The following is an 18,305-nucleotide window of genomic DNA, read 5'->3' as shown; positions in this document are numbered from 1 at the left end:
GGCTCAGCCCCACCCGATCTCGGTAAAGAACACCGCGAAGAAAGCATCGAGGACGATCACCGCAAAGATTGCAGACACCACCGCCATGGTCGTGCGCCTGCCAACCTCCTCGGAATTCCCCTTCACCTGCATCCCGTGATAGCATCCTGCAAGCGCGACGATCAGGCCGAAGACCGGCGCCTTGATCAGGCCGACCCACAGATCGTAGGTCGGCACGACTTCCTGAATCCGTTCCAGGAAGGTGAAAAACGGGATGCCCAGTACCATCTGGCCGACCACCGCCCCGCCGACGATAGCGACGATGGAGGCGTAGAAGCCGAGCAGCACCATCATGAACGTGCAGGCGAGGATGCGCGGGATTACCAGCACCTCTATCGGCGAGATGCCAATGGTGCGCATCGCGTCCACTTCCTCGGTCAGTTTCATTGTCCCGATCTGCGCGGCAAAGGCGCTGCCCGAGCGGCCCGCCACCATGATCGCGGTCATCAGCGCGCCAAGCTCGCGCAGGGTGATCCGCCCGACCAGGTTCACCGTCAGCGATTCTGCACCGAACTGTTCGAGCTGCACCGCACCCTGCTGCGCAATCACCACGCCGATCAGAAAGCTCATGAGGCCGATGATGGGCAATGCGGCCACGCCCACCAGCTCCATCTGGCGCACCAGCGGTTTGACCGGGAAGCGGCTGGGATTGCGGATCAGGCTGCCAAAGCCGAGCAGGATCTGGCCGATAAATCCGACCACTCCCAATATCCCTGCGCGCGCGATGAACACTTTCTCGCCCATCGCCTCGGGTACGCGCTCCCAGACCGGCGTACGCGGAGCGGATATCTCGGCTCCGCTTGCGCTGCGGTCGATCGCGTTGAGCGCGCGCTGCACCGACTGGTCCGCACCGACAATCTCGGCATCGTGTTCGGCAGCCATCCGGCATGCGATGTACGCCCCGGTCGTATCGATTTCCTCGATGCCAGACATGTCGATGCTGCTCAGATCCTGCTCGATAGCGAACAGATCGTGATCGATGAAACCGATGGTCGATACGAGAAACGGGCCGGAAAGCGCCAGCCTGGCGCCACCGGCGCCATCGTCTTCGAGCGAGAATTGCGCGGCCCCATCCATCGCACTGATCTATGTGAGCAAAACGGTCGCATCACAAGTATGGAAAGTGCACATGCGCGGCGCGCGCCCGTGCACAAAATGTTGCACGGCACAAAACCGGCTGGCATGGGAGGACGGCAAATTCCGCACCAGCCCGCTCCCCCGCCCTTTTACCCGGAACAGTGTCTGTCAGGCTTCCGGGTGGAACGGCGGGGGAGCGGGCGGCTTGGCACGAGAGACAACAAAACAATGACCCTCGACACGACTTTCGATCCCGCCGCGATAGAAGCGCGCTGGTACAAGCATTGGGAAGAAACCGGCGGGTTCCGGCCCGATCGCCCGGATGCGGAAGCCTTCACCATCGTGAACCCGCCGCCCAACGTGACTGGTTCGCTGCATATCGGTCACGCGCTCGACAACACGTTGCAGGATATCGTGATCCGCTATGAACGGATGCGCGGCAAGGATGCGCTGTGGGTGGTCGGCACCGACCATGCGGGCATTGCCACGCAGATGGTGGTCGAGCGGCAGATGGAGGAGCGTCAAGACAAGCGCACCAACTACTCGCGCGAGGAATTCGTGGGCAAGGTGTGGGAGTGGAAAGAGGAGAGCGGCGGGACGATCACGACCCAGCTGCGCCGGCTCGGCTGTTCGATGGACTGGAGCCGCGAGCAGTTCACGATGGACCCGCATTTCACGAAAGCGGTCCTGAAAACCTTCGTCGATCTCTACAATGATGGCCTGATCTACCGCGACAAGCGGCTGGTGAACTGGGACCCTAAGTTGAAAACCGCGATTTCGGACCTCGAGGTCGAGCAGCAGACAATTGCGGGCCATTTCTGGCACTTCAAATACCCGCTCGAAGACGGCGTGACGCTGGCGGATGGCCGCGATTATATCGAGGTTGCGACCACGCGGCCCGAGACGATGCTGGCCGATATGGCGGTTGCAGTGCACCCGAGCGACGAGCGCTACAAAAGCGTCGTCGGCAAGCATGTGATCCTGCCGATCACCGGGCGCAAAATCCGGATCGTAGAAGATGAACACGCCGACCCCGAGCTGGGCTCGGGCGCGGTGAAGATCACGCCGGGGCATGACTTCAACGATTTCGAGGTTGGCAAGCGCGCCGGGTTTGCCGCTGGTGAGATGCTCAACATGCTCGATGGCGATGCGAATGTCTGCCAGACGGCAGACGCCCTCATCCCGGAAAAATTCATCGGCCTGCACCGTTTCAAGCGCGATGGAGTGGACGGCGCTCGCGAGGCCGTGGTCGCACAGCTCAAGGCCGACGGCTACCTTATCCCGCACATCGCCAAGACCAAGAAGGGCGAGGAGGTCGAGCACGACGCCGAGCCGCGTGCAATCGCGACACCCTTTGGCGACCGCGGCGGCGTGGTGATCGAGCCTTGGCTTACCGACCAGTGGTATGTCGATGCGGAGAAACTCGCGCAGAAACCCATTCAGGACGTGCGCGACGGCACCATCGAAATCGTCCCCAAGAGCTGGGAAAAAACCTTCTTCAACTGGATGGAGAACATCCAGCCGTGGTGCGTCAGCCGCCAGCTGTGGTGGGGGCACCGGATTCCGGCTTGGTTTGGGCCGAAACGCACTGAAAGTGGCTTCATCTATGGCGAGATAACCGACGGCGACAAGCATACTTTTGTCCGCGAAACTTTCGTAGTCGAAGATGTGGGTGCATTAGCAGCCGAGCTAAGCGACCGTTATGAAATTGAAGTCCATCCCGACCAGATCAGAGTGTTCGATACGCAGGCTGAACATGACGATTTTATGCGGAGCAACCCGCAGATGCTTCGTGGCGATGTCTTTCCGCTCCTTCGAGACCCCGACGTCCTCGACACGTGGTTCTCCTCCGCGCTGTGGCCCTTCGCCACGCTCGGCTGGCCGGACCAGACCGAGTTGCTCGATAAGCACTTCCCTAACAACCTGCTCATCAGCGGCTTCGATATCCTGTTCTTCTGGGATGCGCGGATGATGATGATGGGGCAGTACAATATGGGGCAGGCGCCGTGGCCCAAGCTCTATCTGCACGGCCTCGTGCGCGCAGCCGATGGCGCGAAAATGTCCAAGTCGAAGGGCAATGTCGTCGATCCGCTCGGCCTGATCGACCAGTACGGCGCAGATGCGCTGCGGTTCTTCATGGCGGCGATGGAAAGCCAGGGCCGCGACATCAAGATGGATGAAAAGCGGGTCGAGGGATACCGCAACTTCGCGACCAAGCTGTGGAACGCGACGCGGTTCTGCCAGTCCAACGGCATCGGCGCGTCGACCACGCTCAAGGCCCCGACAGCTCGCCTCGCCGCCAATCAGTGGATCATCGGCGAAGTTCAGCAGGTCTGCGAGGAAATCGAGCAGGCGATGGCCGACCTCCGCTTCGATGCTGCGGCCAATGCGATCTACCAGTTCACATGGAGCAGGTTCTGCGACTGGTATCTCGAACTGATCAAGCCGGTTTTCGCAGGCGATCCGGATGCGATGCCGGCCAAGGAAACCCGCGAGGTTGCCGGATGGGCGCTCGACCAGATCCTCGTCATGCTGCACCCGTTCATGCCCTTCATCACCGAAGAGCTGTGGCACGCGCAGGGGGAACGTCCGTACGATCTGATCACGGCGAAATGGCCAGAGCCGCGCGCCGAAGTCAGCACGGACGCCACCGACGCCATCGACTGGGTGATCGACCTCACCACCAATGTCCGCAGTGCCAAGAACGAGCTTGGCATCCCGCCGGGCGCGAAGCTTGCCGCGTTCCTGCCCGAAGCCTCACCGCTGGCGGCGAGCACGATCGAGCGCAGCAGCGCCGCAATCGAACGCCTGGCGCGCCTGACGCCGGTGACTGTAGGCAAAGCGCCTGACGGCCCCGCCATGCAGGTCACCGCCCAGGCATCGGGAAGCGCGGACGTGTTCATCGTCCCGCTGGAAGGCATCATCGACATTGCCGAGGAAAAAGCGCGCCTCGAAAAGGCGCTCGCCGCCTCGCAAAAGGAAGCGAAATCGCTCGAAGGGCGGCTCGGCAATGCCAACTTCGTCGAACGTGCGAAGCCGGAAGCGGTCGAGAAGGCCAAAGCCGACTTCGCGCATCATTCGGCAGAAGTAGAACGGCTGGAGGGCGCACTCAAGCGATTGGGTTAGATATTCGCCTGCGCTGAGTCTGCTTTCAGGAGACAGCGGGCGGTTATGCTATGACCGAAACTGGGTGGAAAGCGGACACATTCATTGGCTGTCGTAAGCCGGCCTCGGAGTTCTCAACCAGTTCGTAGTAGTCGGCCTCCAGAGCAGTGCGAGAAGGAGCGAGCTGTAAGCTACATTGAGGAAAACGATGGCAAAGCCCTGCCGATCTAACTCATGCATCTCGAAGGCGAACGGAACGGCCTGCAAAATTATCAACACAGTAAAGAGCAAACGACCAATTCGACTTCGTCCGCGACTAATCCAGAGGATTAGCGCTACCCAGGCAATCAGTCCCAAGAGGTTCCAAAATATATCATCGAGACCACTTGCCTCCGGCCACAGCAGCCAAAAAGCGAAGGCTGGTAGAATGCTTGCCACCTCAAAAAGTGGCAATGTGAGCGGAATGGTCGGTTGCATTGTTGGCATCACGATAAACTATCGGGAGGGACTAGGTTCCGCTATTGGGTCGTTATCAGACCGACCGCTTTCGGCTGGTATGCCGTAAACGCCTGTCTGCTCTTGGGATCGCTTCTGTGGCCGCTGTAGGGCCGCAATTGGGTGGAAAGCGGACCTACGTTTTCGGCTCAGTTCGCAGGTCCCGCTTTCAAAACCGCGCCAACAGTTGTTCGCAGTTGATTTGCGAACGCAGCATCAACTTTGTCCATGGGTTGCGCGCCGAAGATTCCGCGAAAGGTGGGTCCGGACACGGCCTGATAATTCAGTGCCCCTAATAGCTGTATGATTGCGGCTAGAACTTTCGCGTCGCTAGCCTTTGCCCAATTGGGAACCGCACGGAGCATAGCAGTCAGTTCTTCCAAGAAGGACTTCAGGTGCCAGCTGCCAGCCGTTTCCGCCCGTGCTCGATTGTCGACAATTTCCCTCATCAGCAGCCTCGATCGGTTTACCTTTTCTGGTGTGTCTGAAATCATCGCCACGAAGTATTCGGCAAATTGCTTTGCGGGATCATCGCTCAGATCTGATCCCGGGCGTAGCTCTGCAAGTTCGTTCGCGATTTGCTCAAGAACGAGCCCGTAGAGTTTTGCCTTGGTTCCGAAATGATGGAGCAGGGCTTGCTTGGTGAAACCAAGCTCAGCGGCGATTTGCGCGATGCTGACCCCATAGAAGCCCCTGTCTGCGAACAACTCACGTGCTTCGGCAATCATCCGGTCACGGGTGGAGGTGGGTTCGAGGACGGCGTCTGACATTTGCGAGACTTGACACTTACCGAGCGGTAAGTCAAATACCTACCGAACGGTAAGGAGACTCGTATGGAACGCGCAACAGAACTTGAGTTGATCGACGAATTGCTCGACCTCAAAGCCGCCAAATCTCCTTTTCTGGATGAGCAAGTCGCTCTCAGCCCTGTCGAAAATTACGTCAGCGACGAGCGCTTCAAACGCGAGCAGGCGGCGATTTTCCGCAATTTGCCGCATTCGCCGGCACATTCGAGCGAGCTTGATGGTGCAGGAGCATACCTGCGGTGCGAGGTCGCAGGTCTGCCGGTACTGTTGACAAGAGACAAGCAGGGTGTCGTGCGCGCATTCCTCAATGTGTGCCGCCATCGCGGCGCGCGCCTTGTGGAAGAGGATGCTGGCTGCAAGCATCGCTTCACCTGCCCTTATCACGCATGGACCTACGCCAGTTCTGGCGAGCTAATCGGCGCACCACATTTCGAGAGCGGTTTTGAAGGCGTCGACAAATCCAAGATCGGTCTGAATGAACTGCCCACCAAGGAAGCATACGGGTTGATCTGGGTTGTTCCTGATCCCGGCGGCACGTTCGATTTCAATGACCACTTCGCTCCTATGGCTGGCGAGATAGAGAGCCTGGGCATGGCGAATATGGTGATCGCGGCGGAAGATCGGATTGAGAGCGCGGCAAACTGGAAAATCATCGTCGAAGGGGGAATCGAGGCATATCATTTCCGCGTGGCTCATCGCGCCACAATCGGTCCTTACTTTGAGGACAATTTGTCCAGTTACCGTGCCTATGGCCCGCACATGCGGTCAGTTCTTCCGCGTACCAGCATGGCTTCGCTCGGCGATGAAGATCGAGAACAATGGCGCGTGCGCGATCACGCCAATGTTCTTTATACCTTGTTTCCTACGACCCAGCTGTTGGTGCAGCAGGACCACGTCGTGTGGATCACCAGCCAACCTTCCCATCCCGGGCAGACAGGGTTGAGGCTTGTCACTCTGGCCCCCAAGAGCGGGCATTTGGCAGAGGGCAAGGATGACGCCTATTGGCGACACAATCACAAGATCACGATCATGACTCTCGAAGAGGACTTTGAGATCGGTGAAGGTATCCAGGCAGGTCTGGAATCCGGCGCCAACGATGTGCTGACATTTGGCAGGTTCGAGGGTGCACTCGACCAATTCAACCGCACCGTCGATGCCTTTATTGGGAAGAGCGAGGCAGCATGACAGACAAGCGTTTCAATCCACCGAACGGCGGCCTTGTGCCGCATATGGGCATTACTCTGGTGGGCGAAGGTGACGGTTGGCTCGAAGCAAAGATGGAGATCGGCCCTGTCCACCTTCGCTCCGGTGCCAACGCACTGCACGCCGCAAGTGTAGTTGCGCTTGCGGACTCTGTGTGCGGGTTTGCGGCGGGCAATGCTCTGCCGGATGGAGCAAAGGGCTATACTACGGTCGAAATCAAATCGAACTTCGTTGGCACTGCGAGCGATGGCACACTGATTGCTCGCTCATCAGTTGTCCATCTTGGGCGCAGCACTCAGGTGTGGGACTCGATTGTTACGCACGAACAAACTGGACGGAAGATCGCTTACTTCCGGTGCACCCAGATGATTTTTTACTGAGACGTATCAAGGTCCGCAATTGGGGTCGTTACCAGACAGTCCGCTTTGGTCAGCTAAGGTCTTGCAGTGAAAACCCGCTCACCTTTCCTACGCCCGCCAATCGCGGTATGGCACCGGCATGATCGCAGCCGCTGCCATGACGCCGAAGTTGGAGAGTTGTCACCCGTATCATACATGCGGGTTCTCTCATGATTTCAGTGCTTTGAACCTGTATGATACGGATGACATGTTGGACAATGTGTCATGCGTTTCAGGCAGGAGCGCGCCGCAATGGCGTTAGTCCTTGCCACCGATGATACCGGCGGACCGGAGATTTTCGCCTCGCTTCAGGGCGAAGGGCCGAGTGCGGGCCAGCCGGTCGCGTTCGTGCGGCTGTCGCGCTGCAACCTCGCCTGCACGTGGTGCGACACCGCGTATACGTGGCATTTCGAGGGCGACAATCGCGAGCACCGCGGAGGCGTAACCTTTGATCGCAAGGCCAATCAGGTCTCGCTCGATCCCGAAGACGCTGCCGCACGGATCGCGGCGCTGGGTCAGAAACGGCTCGTCATCACCGGCGGCGAACCGTTGATGCAGGGCGGCGCGCTGGCCGACATGCTGGCGCACCTGCCCGATATCGAAGTGGAGATCGAAACCAACGGGACGACGAAGGCCCCCGCCCACGTCGATATCCGCGTGGACCAGTACAATGTCAGCCCCAAGCTCGCGCATTCGGGCAATGCGGCGGACCTGGCGCTGATCCCGGAGCGGCTGGATTTCTACGCCAGCGACCCGCGCGCGTTCTTCAAATTCGTCGTCGCCGCGCCCGAAGACGTGGACGAAGTGCTTGAATTGCAGCGCAAATACCGGTTCAAACCGGGCCACGTTTTTCTGATGGCGGAAGGCACGACCAGCGACGCGCTGCGCGCAAGGCAGGAATGGCTCGCGCCGCTATGCCTGAAACACGGATACCGGATGAGCGACCGAATGCACATCCACCTCTATGGAGACACACGCGGCACGTGACGGGTCTTACGCCCTCACGATCCAACTGCGGAGCACGGCGCGAAGCACCGCAAGCGCGACTGCCCGCCCGCAGGTGCGCCAGGACCGAGGACATCGCACCCCGGATGGAGTGCGGAAAACAAGGAACTACCCCTGCGAGCGCCACCTGAGGACAACGCGCTCGACGATTTCCTCCTCGTCGCCGCCGGTGCTCCACAGATCGACGAAGCTGGGGTCTTCGGAAGCGGGCCGCTTGTGCTCTTCGAGCGTGTCGAAGCTCACGCGGATCGGGATTGCGACACCTTCGCCGCAGATGATGCATTCGCGGTTGCGCAGGGCCGGGATCGAATCGAGGAAGCCGCGCGCGCCTTCGGGCATGGCGGCCTTCACGAAAGCCTGGTCGCGGTCATTGTTGAGACGCATCGAGATGATCGTGCCGCACTGTGACAGCACGCCTTCGGCGAGGTCGGATGGGCGCTGCGTGATGAGACCCAGCGAGATGCCGTATTTACGGCCCTCCTTGGCAATCCGGCTGAGGATGCGGGCGACCGAGGAACCGTCCGAGTTCTTCTCGTTCGGGACATAGCGGTGGGCTTCCTCGCAGACCAGCAGGATCGGGCGCTGCTGTTCCTCGCGGCCCCAGATGGCGAAGTCGAATACGAGCCGCGAAAGAACGGCGACAACGGTGGAAGTGATGTCGGATGGAACGCCCGAGACGTCGATGATCGAGATCGGTTTGCCATTGCCGGGCATACGGAACACCTTGCCGATAAAGTCGGCCATGGTGTCGCCCACGAGCATTCCGGAGAACATGAACTGGTAACGCGGATCGGCTTTCAGCTCTTCGAGCTTGCCCTTGATCCGCATGTAAGGCGCAGAGGAGGTCGCCTTGTCGAGCTTGCCCATTTCGTCCTGAATGATGTTGCTGAGGTCGGACAGGAGGTAGGGGATCGGCGAATCCACGGTGATCTTGCCCATGGTTTCGGCGAGCCGGTTCTTGGTACGTGCCTGCAGCAGACACTTGGCAAGGATGTCCATGTCGACCTGCAGCTCGTTGCCGTCGCTGGTGAGGAGGACTTCGCAGTGCTCCTCGAAGTTCATCAGCCAGTAGGGCATCTGGAGGTTGGAGACGTCGAGGATCTGTCCGCTCTGACGGAATGCGGCGGAATATTCGCCGTGCGGATCGATCATGACGATGTGGCCGTTCGGCGCGGCCTCGCAGATCTTGTGCAGGATCAGCGCGGCGCTGGTCGATTTACCGGTACCGGTCGATCCGAGCAGCGCGAAGTGCTTGCCCAGCATCGCGTCGATATAAAGCCCGGCGCGGATGTCGCGGGTCGGGAAGACCTTGCCGATTGTTATGTTGGCGCGGCCATCGCTGGCATAGATCTGCTCGAGATCCTCGGTGCTGGCCGGATATACCATCGCGCCGGGGACCGGATAGCGGGTGACACCGCGGCGGAAACCGTTGATGCGGCTCGGTCAGCTTTTCCTCGCTGCCCTCGCCGAGGAAGTCGATATGCGCGATGATGCCGGCCTCGTTGCGGCGATCCTTGCGCTGGTCGCGGACGCTGGCGAGCAGCCATGCGTCGCCGACGCGGATCTTGATCTGGCTGCCGACCTGGCCTGCCAGGACGATCGAGGGATCGTCATCGTCCATGCATTCATTGAGCCGCTGGAGATCGAGCGCGATTTGCGAGCCGGCGCCCGAGATTTCGAGCACGACGCCGATCGGCATCCGCGCATTGTCGGGACGCTCGCCCTGCGATGCAGCTGCCTCGCCTGCGCTGCTGTCGAAGTTCTGGCTGGCCATATCGTTCATTTGTCGTCCCTTACCCATGCGGTAACGCGCGCCGGACACGCCTGTGCCGATCCTCGCGTGAGGGGGAATCACTGCCAGATTTCGGTTAAAATCGCGTCAACGATAACCAGCGACTTTACGTGGTCAGGATCGGTTGAAAAACCGCCCGGCGAACCAGCCCATGCTGAGCGACAACAGGATTGCGCCCAGTCCATAGAGCAGCGAGGAGCGTTCGGCGGCAGTCACCACCCGCCCTTCAAGGCCCACCTTCTGGACCGCGATCTCCGCCGTGGCGCTTGCCAGGACGCGGCCATCAGCGATTGCGAAGGTCTCCGCAGTATAGGGCCCGGTGATCACATTGGAGGGCAGCGTGATGCGCGCCTGGTAGAGCACGCCTTCGCTGATGCGCACGCCTTGCGGGTCTTCCTTGTACAGCCCGCCGCGCTGGCGCATTTCGACCAGACCGGCGGCGAAGCGCGCCTGTTCTTCGGGTTCGATCTGGCCACTGGGGCTGAGCTGGATGAAGTCGGTGCCGAGCTCGTAAATCGCCGCCGTGCGCTCATCGACGATTTCGCTTATCGGGCGCGAGGATGCGACCGCGAAAAAGGACGGGGCCGAGCGAAAATCGCTCGATCCGGCATTCATCCAGATGCCCGCGATGCGATCCTTTTCGCGCAAGCGGATCGGCTCGGTCGGCCCTTTGAGTACCACGACGATATCGTATTCGCTCCTTCCGGGCGCTCCGCCGGGATCGATCACCGCGCCGTAAAGAAGCAGGTCCGCGCCGGTAAAGCCTTGCCGCACCTCGATCCTGGACTGACTGACTTCGGGCACAAGGATCGGTTCGCGCTGGGCGCTGAGGAACACGGCGGCGACCGCCAGCACGGCGACCTTGCCCGCGAGCCCGCCCCGCCAGGCCATTACAGCGGGCTGACCGTGTATATCTCGTCAGGCTGGACGCCGAGGCCGTACAGCATCCGCAGCGCCACCGCGATGACGATTGCGGCGAGGACGAGACGCAGGATTTCTGGGCGCGCTTTCATGGCGATCTGCGTGCCGAACTGCGCGCCGAGCACAGAGCCGAGCAGCAACAGGCCAGCCAGCACGATATCTACCGCCTTGGTCGTGAGCGCGTGGGTCATGGTGGTAACCATCGTCACGAACAGGATCTGGAACAGCGATGTGCCGACGACGACATTGCCGCTCATCCCGAGCAGGTACAGCATGGCCGGGACCAGCAGGAAACCGCCGCCGACACCCATCAGCATTGTCAGGATGCCCACCAGCGTCCCGAGAATCAGCGGAGCGAGCGGCGATATGAAAAGGCCCGAGCGATAGAACCGCCAGCGAAACGGCAGGCCGGCGACGAGCGGGTGATGGCGGCGCTTGCGCGGTTGGTTGTTCGCGCCCTGCTTGGCCGGTCGCAATGCGTCCACCGCCTCGCGCATCATCAGCGCACCGATTGTGCCGAGCATCACGACGTAAAGGACATTGATGACGACATCGATCTGGCCAAGCGCCTGGAGCGCGCTGAACAGCACCGCCCCGATCAGCGCGCCGACGATCCCGCCGCCGACCATGACCGCGCCCATGCGGTAATCCACCCCGTTCTGTTTCGAATGTGCCAGCGCGCCGGACACGCTCGCTCCCGTCACCTGCGTCGCAGCGGAGGCCGCGGCAACGGTTGGCGGAATTCCGTAGAATATGAGCAGCGGCGTCGTCAGGAAACCTCCGCCAACCCCGAACAGCCCGGAGAGGATTCCGGTCAACCCGCCAAGCAGCACGATGAAGAATCCGTTCACCGAGAGATTCGCGATTGGCAGGTAGACGTCCATGCGGTGAGCACTAACCCACCACGGCCTGCGATGATAGCCGCTATGCCAGTGCGATCCCCGTCAAACCCGAGCTATTCGAAGCGGCTGGGCGCAAGCGCTCTCAAAAGCGTGTCGAAAGCGTCGCGGCCACGCCGGATCGGGGCGCGGCATCCCCGCCAACCTGCTCACGCCAATCGACCGAAATGCGCGCAGGCACTTCGCCCAGTTTCAGATCGACGCGCATGGTCGGACCGACATCGACGCGGCTTGCATCCTTTTGCGCGCCGCCCCACGCGCCTGCGCCAAGGCTCAGGCGGGCGCGGGTGTCAGACGGTCCGTCAAAGCTTGCCAATTCGCGCGTCACCGCGACCTGCCCGTCGGCAAAAGGCGTGGCGTCCTTGCCGCCGACATAGCCCGCGCCGCCATAAGCCTCGAGCCGGAAGGCGGCAGGCAAGCCTTGCGGAGGGAGCTCGGTGACAGCGATGATGGCAGGGCGGGCCTCGGTGCCGAAATCGTTCTGCACCGCGCGCAGTTCGGCTGCGACGCGAACCGGCACGGCGCCGATTGGCCGTGCGGATACGCCCGCAGCAAGCTCGGTCTCTCCGCCCGATACGAGAGCACGGTAGGCGCGGAGGTGGAGGCGCGGATCGCGGCTGGAAGCTGGCGCAAAGCGGTATTGCAGGTTCGCGCCAACCTGGCTCGCCCCGTAGATCGGCGCGCCCCTGCGAAATCGGCGCGGCGTTCGATCCCTGCCGCCAGAAGGCCCACGCATCGACCGACCAGCGATCGGGCGAAACCGGCTGCTCGACCGGAGGGGAAAGCGGGGTAACACCGGCAATGCGCTGCGACGTCTGCAGCGCGTGGAGCGCTGCGCCGCCCGCCGTCCCGACCGGAAGCTTTGCCCCTAGCGCGCGGAGCCAGAGCAATTGGTGCCCCAGCGCATTATCGAGAACGGCATCGGCGGTTTCACCATTCGGCGCATTCGAAAAGCCGCTCAGCACCGCCGAATGCCTTGCAGGCTCGGTCGGATCGGCACTCGCCGGTGCCGCATCACTCGGCCCTTGTTGCTCGCCCGGAAGCAGTCGCAACCGCCCGGTCTTCGCCTCGGCAAACAGCAGGTCCTCGCCAATGATATCGGGGAGGACGAGTGGAAACGGATTTTCCCATGTGAGCGCTCGTCCGCCGACCCACACCGCCATGAGCATTGCCAGCATCGCCAGCGGACTGCCGCGCCGCATCACGCCTTCGCCAGCGCTCATGATCGGCCTGCCTTCGCCGGACCAAGCCGGGCGGGATGGGATGAATGCGGTGTCTTGTCCCACACGATCGCGCGCCCGAGCAGGGTCTTGGCATAGGCGACGATCGCGCGCCGCCCGGCGATGATCGACACCACGTTGGTGACCGGAATGCGGAGCACCGCCATGATGCCTTCTGCCATTCCGTATTCGCGTGCCGTGAAGCCAAACCGAAACAGCGCACGCCAGACAAAAGCGACAAAATTGGCGATGAGCAGCCATTTGAGCAGCGGTGAAATAACGACCGGCTCGGCATATCCGAGCCCGATTGCAGTCCAGCTCGCTGCGGTCAGCGCAAGCAGCGTGTAACCGATCAGCAGCACCAGAGCGGTGAGCGGCCCGCGGCGGTCGCGTGCGCGCATCCATGTCTCGATCAGGCCCCCGCCCCAGCCCGTGCGATCCCAGCCCTGCAAGGCGATGCCGTGGACCCAACGCGTCTTTTGCCGGACCACGTGGTCAAGCCGCGCCGGGAAATAGGCGCGCGTTGCGATCAGCAGGCCATTTTCACCGCGCGCCCGCACGAACCGGCACGTGCCGCCGGTCTCCGCCACGCCCAGACCTAGCTCGTAATCTTCGGTAAGCGATTCGGACGAGAACGGGCATCCGTCCGCGCGCCTGCGGCATAATCGCTCCAGTGCATCGCGCGAGACCGCGCAGCCCACGCCCGCGCCCGGAAGCGCCGCGCCCAGTTCATCGCGCACGACCATTGCCTTGCCATGCGCCTCGGCAAATTCCTCGCAATAATGGCTACCCAGCCAGCGGCTGGTGCTCTGAGGCATCGGCTCGACCGGCAATTGCGCGAAGTCTGCCCCCTCTGCCACAGCCTTGTCGAGCAGACCCAGACCGCCCGGATCGACCATGTCCTCGGCATCCTGAAACACGACGTAAGCAAAGCGCGCGGCCATCCGCCGCTCATCGTCACGCATGGCGATGAAGAGCCGGTTGAGGCAATCGGCCTTGGTGCTCGGCCCGTCACGGTCATGAATCACGATCCGTATCCGGGCATCGCCCCGCGCTGCCGTCATGACGGCAGCGATTGTCGCCGGGTCGTTTCGGTAGCAGCCAATATAGAGCCGCAGATTCGCCTGTTTCCAGCAGCCGAGCGTGTGCGCGATCGTATCGCCGATCACCTCGGCTTCACTCCAGGCGGGAATGAATATCGCAGCGGGCCCGTGCAATTGCCGGTCCTGTAGTTCGGCACGGCTCATTTCAGGGGTTTTCGCCCGGCCCGTCAGCTTAAGCCACAACCAGGCGACGTCGACCGCGACATCGTCGATCGCGCCGATCAGGAAGAATACTCCTGCAAACAACAGTAATTCGTGTTGCAACAGTGCAAGCCACTGCCACAAGTCAAAGCCCCATAGAGCCAAGGCGACCCCCATCCCTTGATCAGAAAAAAGAGCCTAACGTGCTCTGATAGCCCTTGCAACCGCTTCAAGTTTTCTAAAAGAGGGCCCGCACAATGTCCGAAACGAATTCCACTCTCGCGCCGCCTCTTCGTCGGCTCTTCGCGCCCGTTCGCGCGCTGTTCGTAAGCGATGCTTCGGCAGGTATCCTGCTGATTATTGTCGCTGCCGCTGCGATGCTCGCTGCGAATTCGCCCTTTGCCTCCGAATACAAGCAATTGTTCTATGGCGAGCTGGCGTGGACCCCGATCCCGAAGCTCTATGATCTGCACCTGTGGATCAATGACGGACTGATGGCGATCTTCTTCTTCGTGGTCGGTCTGGAAGTGAAGCGCGAGATGGTGGCAGGCTCGCTCGCCGATCCTGCCGCGCGGCGGCTGCCGATGGTAGCAGCGGCGGCCGGAATGCTCGTGCCAGCCGCAGTGTTTATCGCGGTGTCTGGCGGCGGCGAATACATGAATGGCTGGGCAATCCCGGCGGCCACCGACATCGCTTTTGCGATGGGTGTGCTCGGCCTGCTGGGCAACCGCGTGCCGGCATCCTTGCGACTGTTCCTGCTGACCGTTGCGATTGTGGACGATATCGGCGCCGTGCTGGTGATCGCGATCTTCTACACGCCTACGATCAAGATGATGTGGCTGCTGATTTCAGCCGTAGTGTTCGGGGTCATGCTGGCGATGAATCGGGGTAAGGTCGGCGTGCTGTGGCCGTATCTCCTGATGTCGGCGGTGCTGTGGTACTGCGTGCTCAACACCGGCGTTCACGCGACGATTGCAGGCGTGCTCGCCGCACTGACGATCCCGATGCAGCGCCCCGATGGCAATTCGATGCTCGAAAAGCTCGAACACAGCCTCGCGCCGTGGAGCGCTTACCTTGTCGTGCCGGTGTTCGGTTTCGCCAATGCAGGCGTCGCGCTGGGCGGAATGGGGATCGAGGCATTCACCGATCCGCTGCCAATCGCAATCGCGGCTGGGCTTGTCATCGGCAAGCAGCTCGGCATCTTTTCGATCGTGTTCCTGTCGGACAGGGTCGGCTTCGCACCGCGCCCGGCGGGGGCCACGTGGATGGAGATCTGGGGTATATCCATCCTGTGCGGCATCGGCTTCACCATGAGCCTGTTCATCGGCGGACTTGCCTTTCCGCAGCAGCCGATGTTCGTCGAAGAGGCAAAGATCGGCATCCTTACCGGATCGGCGATCTCCGCTATCCTCGGCTTCATCGTGTTGCGCCTGACCACGACGCATCCCGAGGCCGAATGCGACGATAAGGGCAATCAGCCGAGCACGGCCTGACGCCGCGCCCGGCCCGCGCGCTTACCAGCTGCCGGTGTTTTCTATGCTGGCCCACGGCTCTCTGGGCTCAAGGTTGCCCTCCTGCAGCAGCTCGACCGAAATGCCATCTGGCGATTTTACGAAAGCCATGTGTCCGTCACGCGGCGGTCGGTGAATGATGTGACCGGCATCGGCGAGCCGCTGGCAGGTGTCGTAGATGTTCTCGACGCGGTAAGCGAGGTGGCCGAAATTGCGCCCCCCATCATAATCCTCGGGCGCGCTGCCATCCTCGGGCGGCCAGTTATAGGTCAGTTCGACCTCGGCGACGCCTTCCTGTCCCGGAGCGGCCAGGAAGATGAGCGTAAACCGCCCGGCCTCGACTTCGAACTTCCTGACTTCCTCCAGTCCGATGAGCTTGAAAAAATCGACCGTGGCATCCGGATCGCTTACCCGGATCATGGAATGCAGATATTTGACCATGTTCATTCTCCAGCAATTCAAACTCGGTTCATCGACACTGAAGCACAATTCACCGCATTGACAATAGGAGGATGCGATGAGCGGAGAGACAGGTGATGCGGTGCAAGACATGGAGAACACCGGTCCGGCGCGCAAGCGAACTCTTGGAGCGACAACGACGCGGTGGTTCGGCACTGCTGCGATCGCTTCGGCCGGAATGATATTGGGCGGGTATCTGCTGGGCGATGGCCTGCTGCGCGCGAAGGAAGCCGAACGATCGGTGACCGTGCGCGGCCTTGCCGAACGCAATGTCACCGCCGACCTCGCGACCTGGACGATAAGCTATTCGGCCAGTTCGACAGACCTGGCGAAGGCGCAATCCAAGATGCGCCGCGACACGCAGAGCATCGAGCAGTTTTTTGGCGATCTCGGCTTTCCCGAGAGCGCGCTGCAACCGACGGGCGCGAACGTGTCCAGTCACACCAATCGCGGCGTTACAACCTACACCGTCCGGCAGCGGCTGGCACTGCGAAGCGACGATATCGAGCGCGCCCAGCGTGCCGTGGCCCGGCAGTTCGACCTGGTAGGGCGCGGCGTCTTCCTGGAGGAGGGATCGGGCATGAGCTACACGTTTACGCGGCTCAACGAGATCAAGCCCGAAATGGTGGCCGAGGCAACGCGCGATGCGCGCGCATCGGCCCAACAATTCGCCGAGGACTCGGGCGCGGGCGTAGGCGCGATCAAGGACGCGACGCAGGGCTATTTTTCGATTACTGCGCGCGACGGCGAGAGCGGCGGCTGGGGAACCTCGGACAGCCCGTACAAGAAGGTGCGTGTCGTCACGACGGTCGATTTCAGCCTCGACTAAAAAAGGCGCGAGACCGGATTTGGTCCCGCGCCTTCTTAGAGGTCCCGCTATTCCGCCTGCTTAGGTGCGGATAGGGCGTTCGCTCCTGCGACTGAGCGAAATGGTCAGAAACTCGCGCTGAGCGTCACGACGAACGCGTCATCGGTGAAAGTACCGTTCGGATCGATCAGCACGTCACCTTCGACACCGACATAGGCTGCGCTGAGTGTTGCCGGACCAATCGCCAGGTCGGCCCCGATCGACCAGTCAAACGCTTCGCTGTCATTGGTGAAGGTAAGGAACCCATCGGTGTAGCCCAGATGGCCGGTGATCGTCAGCGGCGTGTCGGGAATGGCGAACCCAATATCGGTGTAAAGATAAAGGTTGTCCGTGCCGCCGAGCGAATCCTGTTCAGGCGCATAGGCAATGCCGCCCGTCAGCGATGCCGGGCCGAGGCCGAAACTCATCGAGCCGTAGAATTCGACATAATCGAACTCGCCAGGACCAGCATCCGGATAGAGATAGCCGATCACGCCAACATCGGCCGAGAGGCCATCGGTCAGGTCGCCGCTCCAGCCGCCATAGACGTCAAGCTCGATCGAGCCGTAGCCGACAGTCTGTTCGTCGAGGTTGGAGGCCCAGGTGCCGACGTAGAAGCCGGAGGAATGGCCGAGGTCGAAACCGCCCTGGATGGCAATCTCGCCATCGGTCAGGGCGACCCCGCGAAACCGGTATTCAGTCGCCAGCGCGACATTGGCCGAGAACGTGAAGGCACTATCGTCGGCAAGGTTGCTGGTCGTGGCTGGATCGACCGGCGCGCTTGCCCGCTCGGTAGCGGGTGTAAGCGAGAGGATCGGCGTATCGCCCGGCGATTCGTCGAGAATGGCCGCAGCCTCAATCAGCTCGGCACTGATCTCCATATCGGTATTGATCTGAGTATTCGCATCTTCCGAGACCGTGTCAGAAGCGAATGCGGGCGCAGCGGAGAGAATAAGGCCCGTAGAGAGTGACGCAGCCGTGAGGCCGCGGATGGACGTGAGCATGACAACTTCCTTTGTTGTGTTGTTGCTTCGTCCCACCTGCACATTCGCCGGCCGCCATTTTTATCGGCAATCTCGTGCGAATGTGAAACAATCGTGCACATTTATGCCGCATTGCACAAGAGTAATTGCACAGCAGTCCACAAAGCCACACGATTGTGGGATATTTGCATCAGCAGGTGTGCCGACCCGATCATCGCTACTCATTTGCCGTTCAGCAAGCGGATGCTTATGTGAACCAGCAGAAACCATATTGCCCGCGACCTAAGTTGGGTTCATCCCC

At 61.3% G+C, this 18,305-nt stretch carries 14 protein-coding genes and 1 pseudogene; 6 read left to right on the top strand and 9 right to left on the bottom strand.

Going from position 1 to position 18,305, the window contains the following annotated elements; translation table 11 throughout:
- Nucleotides 1-3 precede the first annotated feature (3 nt).
- A complete protein-coding gene (locus AC0L39_RS04225) occupies nucleotides 4-1,116 on the bottom strand; it encodes an MlaE family ABC transporter permease (RefSeq protein WP_473260975.1) in 1,113 nt (370 codons plus the stop codon).
- A 228-nt stretch (nucleotides 1,117-1,344) separates the two neighbouring features.
- On the opposite strand from AC0L39_RS04225, the gene AC0L39_RS04220 reads away from it, so the two are divergent.
- The gene (locus AC0L39_RS04220; RefSeq protein WP_473260973.1) at nucleotides 1,345-4,242 is read left to right on the top strand and encodes a valine--tRNA ligase; all 2,898 of its coding nucleotides are present in this window, start codon (nucleotides 1,345-1,347) and stop codon (nucleotides 4,240-4,242) included.
- 623 nt (nucleotides 4,243-4,865) lie between these two features.
- On the opposite strand, the gene AC0L39_RS04215 is transcribed toward AC0L39_RS04220, so the two are convergent.
- On the bottom strand, nucleotides 4,866-5,486 hold the full coding sequence (locus AC0L39_RS04215) for a TetR/AcrR family transcriptional regulator (RefSeq protein WP_473260598.1): 621 nt from the start codon (nucleotides 5,484-5,486) through the stop codon (nucleotides 4,866-4,868).
- A 63-nt stretch (nucleotides 5,487-5,549) separates the two neighbouring features.
- Here AC0L39_RS04215 and AC0L39_RS04210 point away from each other — a divergent pair, with 63 nt between their 5' ends.
- From AC0L39_RS04210 to AC0L39_RS04200, 3 genes are all read left to right on the top strand, one after another.
- Nucleotides 5,550-6,707 (top strand): aromatic ring-hydroxylating oxygenase subunit alpha, encoded by a 1,158-nt coding sequence (locus tag AC0L39_RS04210; RefSeq protein WP_473260600.1) that lies wholly within the window; start codon nucleotides 5,550-5,552, stop codon nucleotides 6,705-6,707.
- On the top strand, nucleotides 6,704-7,105 hold the full coding sequence (locus tag AC0L39_RS04205) for a PaaI family thioesterase (protein ID WP_473260971.1): 402 nt from the start codon (nucleotides 6,704-6,706) through the stop codon (nucleotides 7,103-7,105). Before AC0L39_RS04210 ends, AC0L39_RS04205 begins: the two co-directional genes overlap by 4 nt.
- 270 nt (nucleotides 7,106-7,375) lie before the next feature.
- Nucleotides 7,376-8,110: a 7-carboxy-7-deazaguanine synthase QueE gene (locus tag AC0L39_RS04200; RefSeq protein WP_473262268.1), complete on the top strand. Its 735-nt coding sequence runs from the start codon at nucleotides 7,376-7,378 to the stop codon at nucleotides 8,108-8,110.
- A 126-nt stretch (nucleotides 8,111-8,236) separates the two neighbouring features.
- Here AC0L39_RS04200 and AC0L39_RS04195 read toward each other — a convergent pair.
- The 5 genes and pseudogenes from AC0L39_RS04195 to AC0L39_RS04175 form a co-directional block, all read right to left on the bottom strand.
- Nucleotides 8,237-9,902, bottom strand: a pseudogene (locus tag AC0L39_RS04195) (ATP-binding protein).
- A gap of 132 nt (nucleotides 9,903-10,034) precedes the next feature.
- Nucleotides 10,035-10,811: a TIGR02186 family protein gene (locus AC0L39_RS04190; protein ID WP_473260970.1), complete on the bottom strand. Its 777-nt coding sequence runs from the start codon at nucleotides 10,809-10,811 to the stop codon at nucleotides 10,035-10,037.
- On the bottom strand, nucleotides 10,811-11,725 hold the full coding sequence (locus tag AC0L39_RS04185) for a sulfite exporter TauE/SafE family protein (protein ID WP_473260968.1): 915 nt from the start codon (nucleotides 11,723-11,725) through the stop codon (nucleotides 10,811-10,813). The genes AC0L39_RS04190 and AC0L39_RS04185 overlap by 1 nt, the downstream gene beginning before the upstream one ends.
- 100 nt (nucleotides 11,726-11,825) lie before the next feature.
- On the bottom strand, nucleotides 11,826-12,476 hold the full coding sequence (locus AC0L39_RS04180; RefSeq protein WP_473260966.1) for a hypothetical protein: 651 nt from the start codon (nucleotides 12,474-12,476) through the stop codon (nucleotides 11,826-11,828).
- 483 nt (nucleotides 12,477-12,959) lie between these two features.
- Nucleotides 12,960-14,327, bottom strand: a complete 1,368-nt coding sequence (locus AC0L39_RS04175) for a glycosyl transferase family protein (RefSeq protein WP_473260964.1) — start codon at nucleotides 14,325-14,327, stop codon at nucleotides 12,960-12,962.
- 134 nt (nucleotides 14,328-14,461) lie between these two features.
- Between AC0L39_RS04175 and nhaA the strand changes: the two genes are divergently transcribed.
- Entirely contained in the window at nucleotides 14,462-15,697 is a 1,236-nt protein-coding gene (nhaA, locus tag AC0L39_RS04170; RefSeq protein ID WP_473260962.1) for a Na+/H+ antiporter NhaA, read from the top strand.
- 21 nt (nucleotides 15,698-15,718) lie between these two features.
- Here nhaA and AC0L39_RS04165 read toward each other — a convergent pair whose 3' ends face one another.
- The gene (locus AC0L39_RS04165) at nucleotides 15,719-16,156 is read right to left on the bottom strand and encodes a VOC family protein (RefSeq protein WP_473260960.1); all 438 of its coding nucleotides are present in this window, start codon (nucleotides 16,154-16,156) and stop codon (nucleotides 15,719-15,721) included.
- A 196-nt stretch (nucleotides 16,157-16,352) separates the two neighbouring features.
- Between AC0L39_RS04165 and AC0L39_RS04160 the strand changes: the two genes are divergently transcribed.
- On the top strand, nucleotides 16,353-17,003 hold the full coding sequence (locus tag AC0L39_RS04160; protein ID WP_473262267.1) for an SIMPL domain-containing protein: 651 nt from the start codon (nucleotides 16,353-16,355) through the stop codon (nucleotides 17,001-17,003).
- Nucleotides 17,004-17,107: 104 nt separating this feature from the next.
- On the opposite strand, the gene AC0L39_RS04155 is transcribed toward AC0L39_RS04160, so the two are convergent.
- Nucleotides 17,108-18,025 carry a TorF family putative porin gene (locus tag AC0L39_RS04155; protein ID WP_473260959.1) on the bottom strand — a complete coding sequence of 306 codons (918 nt, stop codon included), beginning with the start codon at nucleotides 18,023-18,025 and terminating at the stop codon, nucleotides 17,108-17,110.
- Nucleotides 18,026-18,305 lie beyond the last annotated feature (280 nt).

The sequence above is a fragment of the Erythrobacter sp. K21-9 genome (assembly GCF_055808355.1).
Note: the sequence above shows the minus strand (reverse complement) of the source record. Positions and strands in the feature narration are given on the sequence as shown.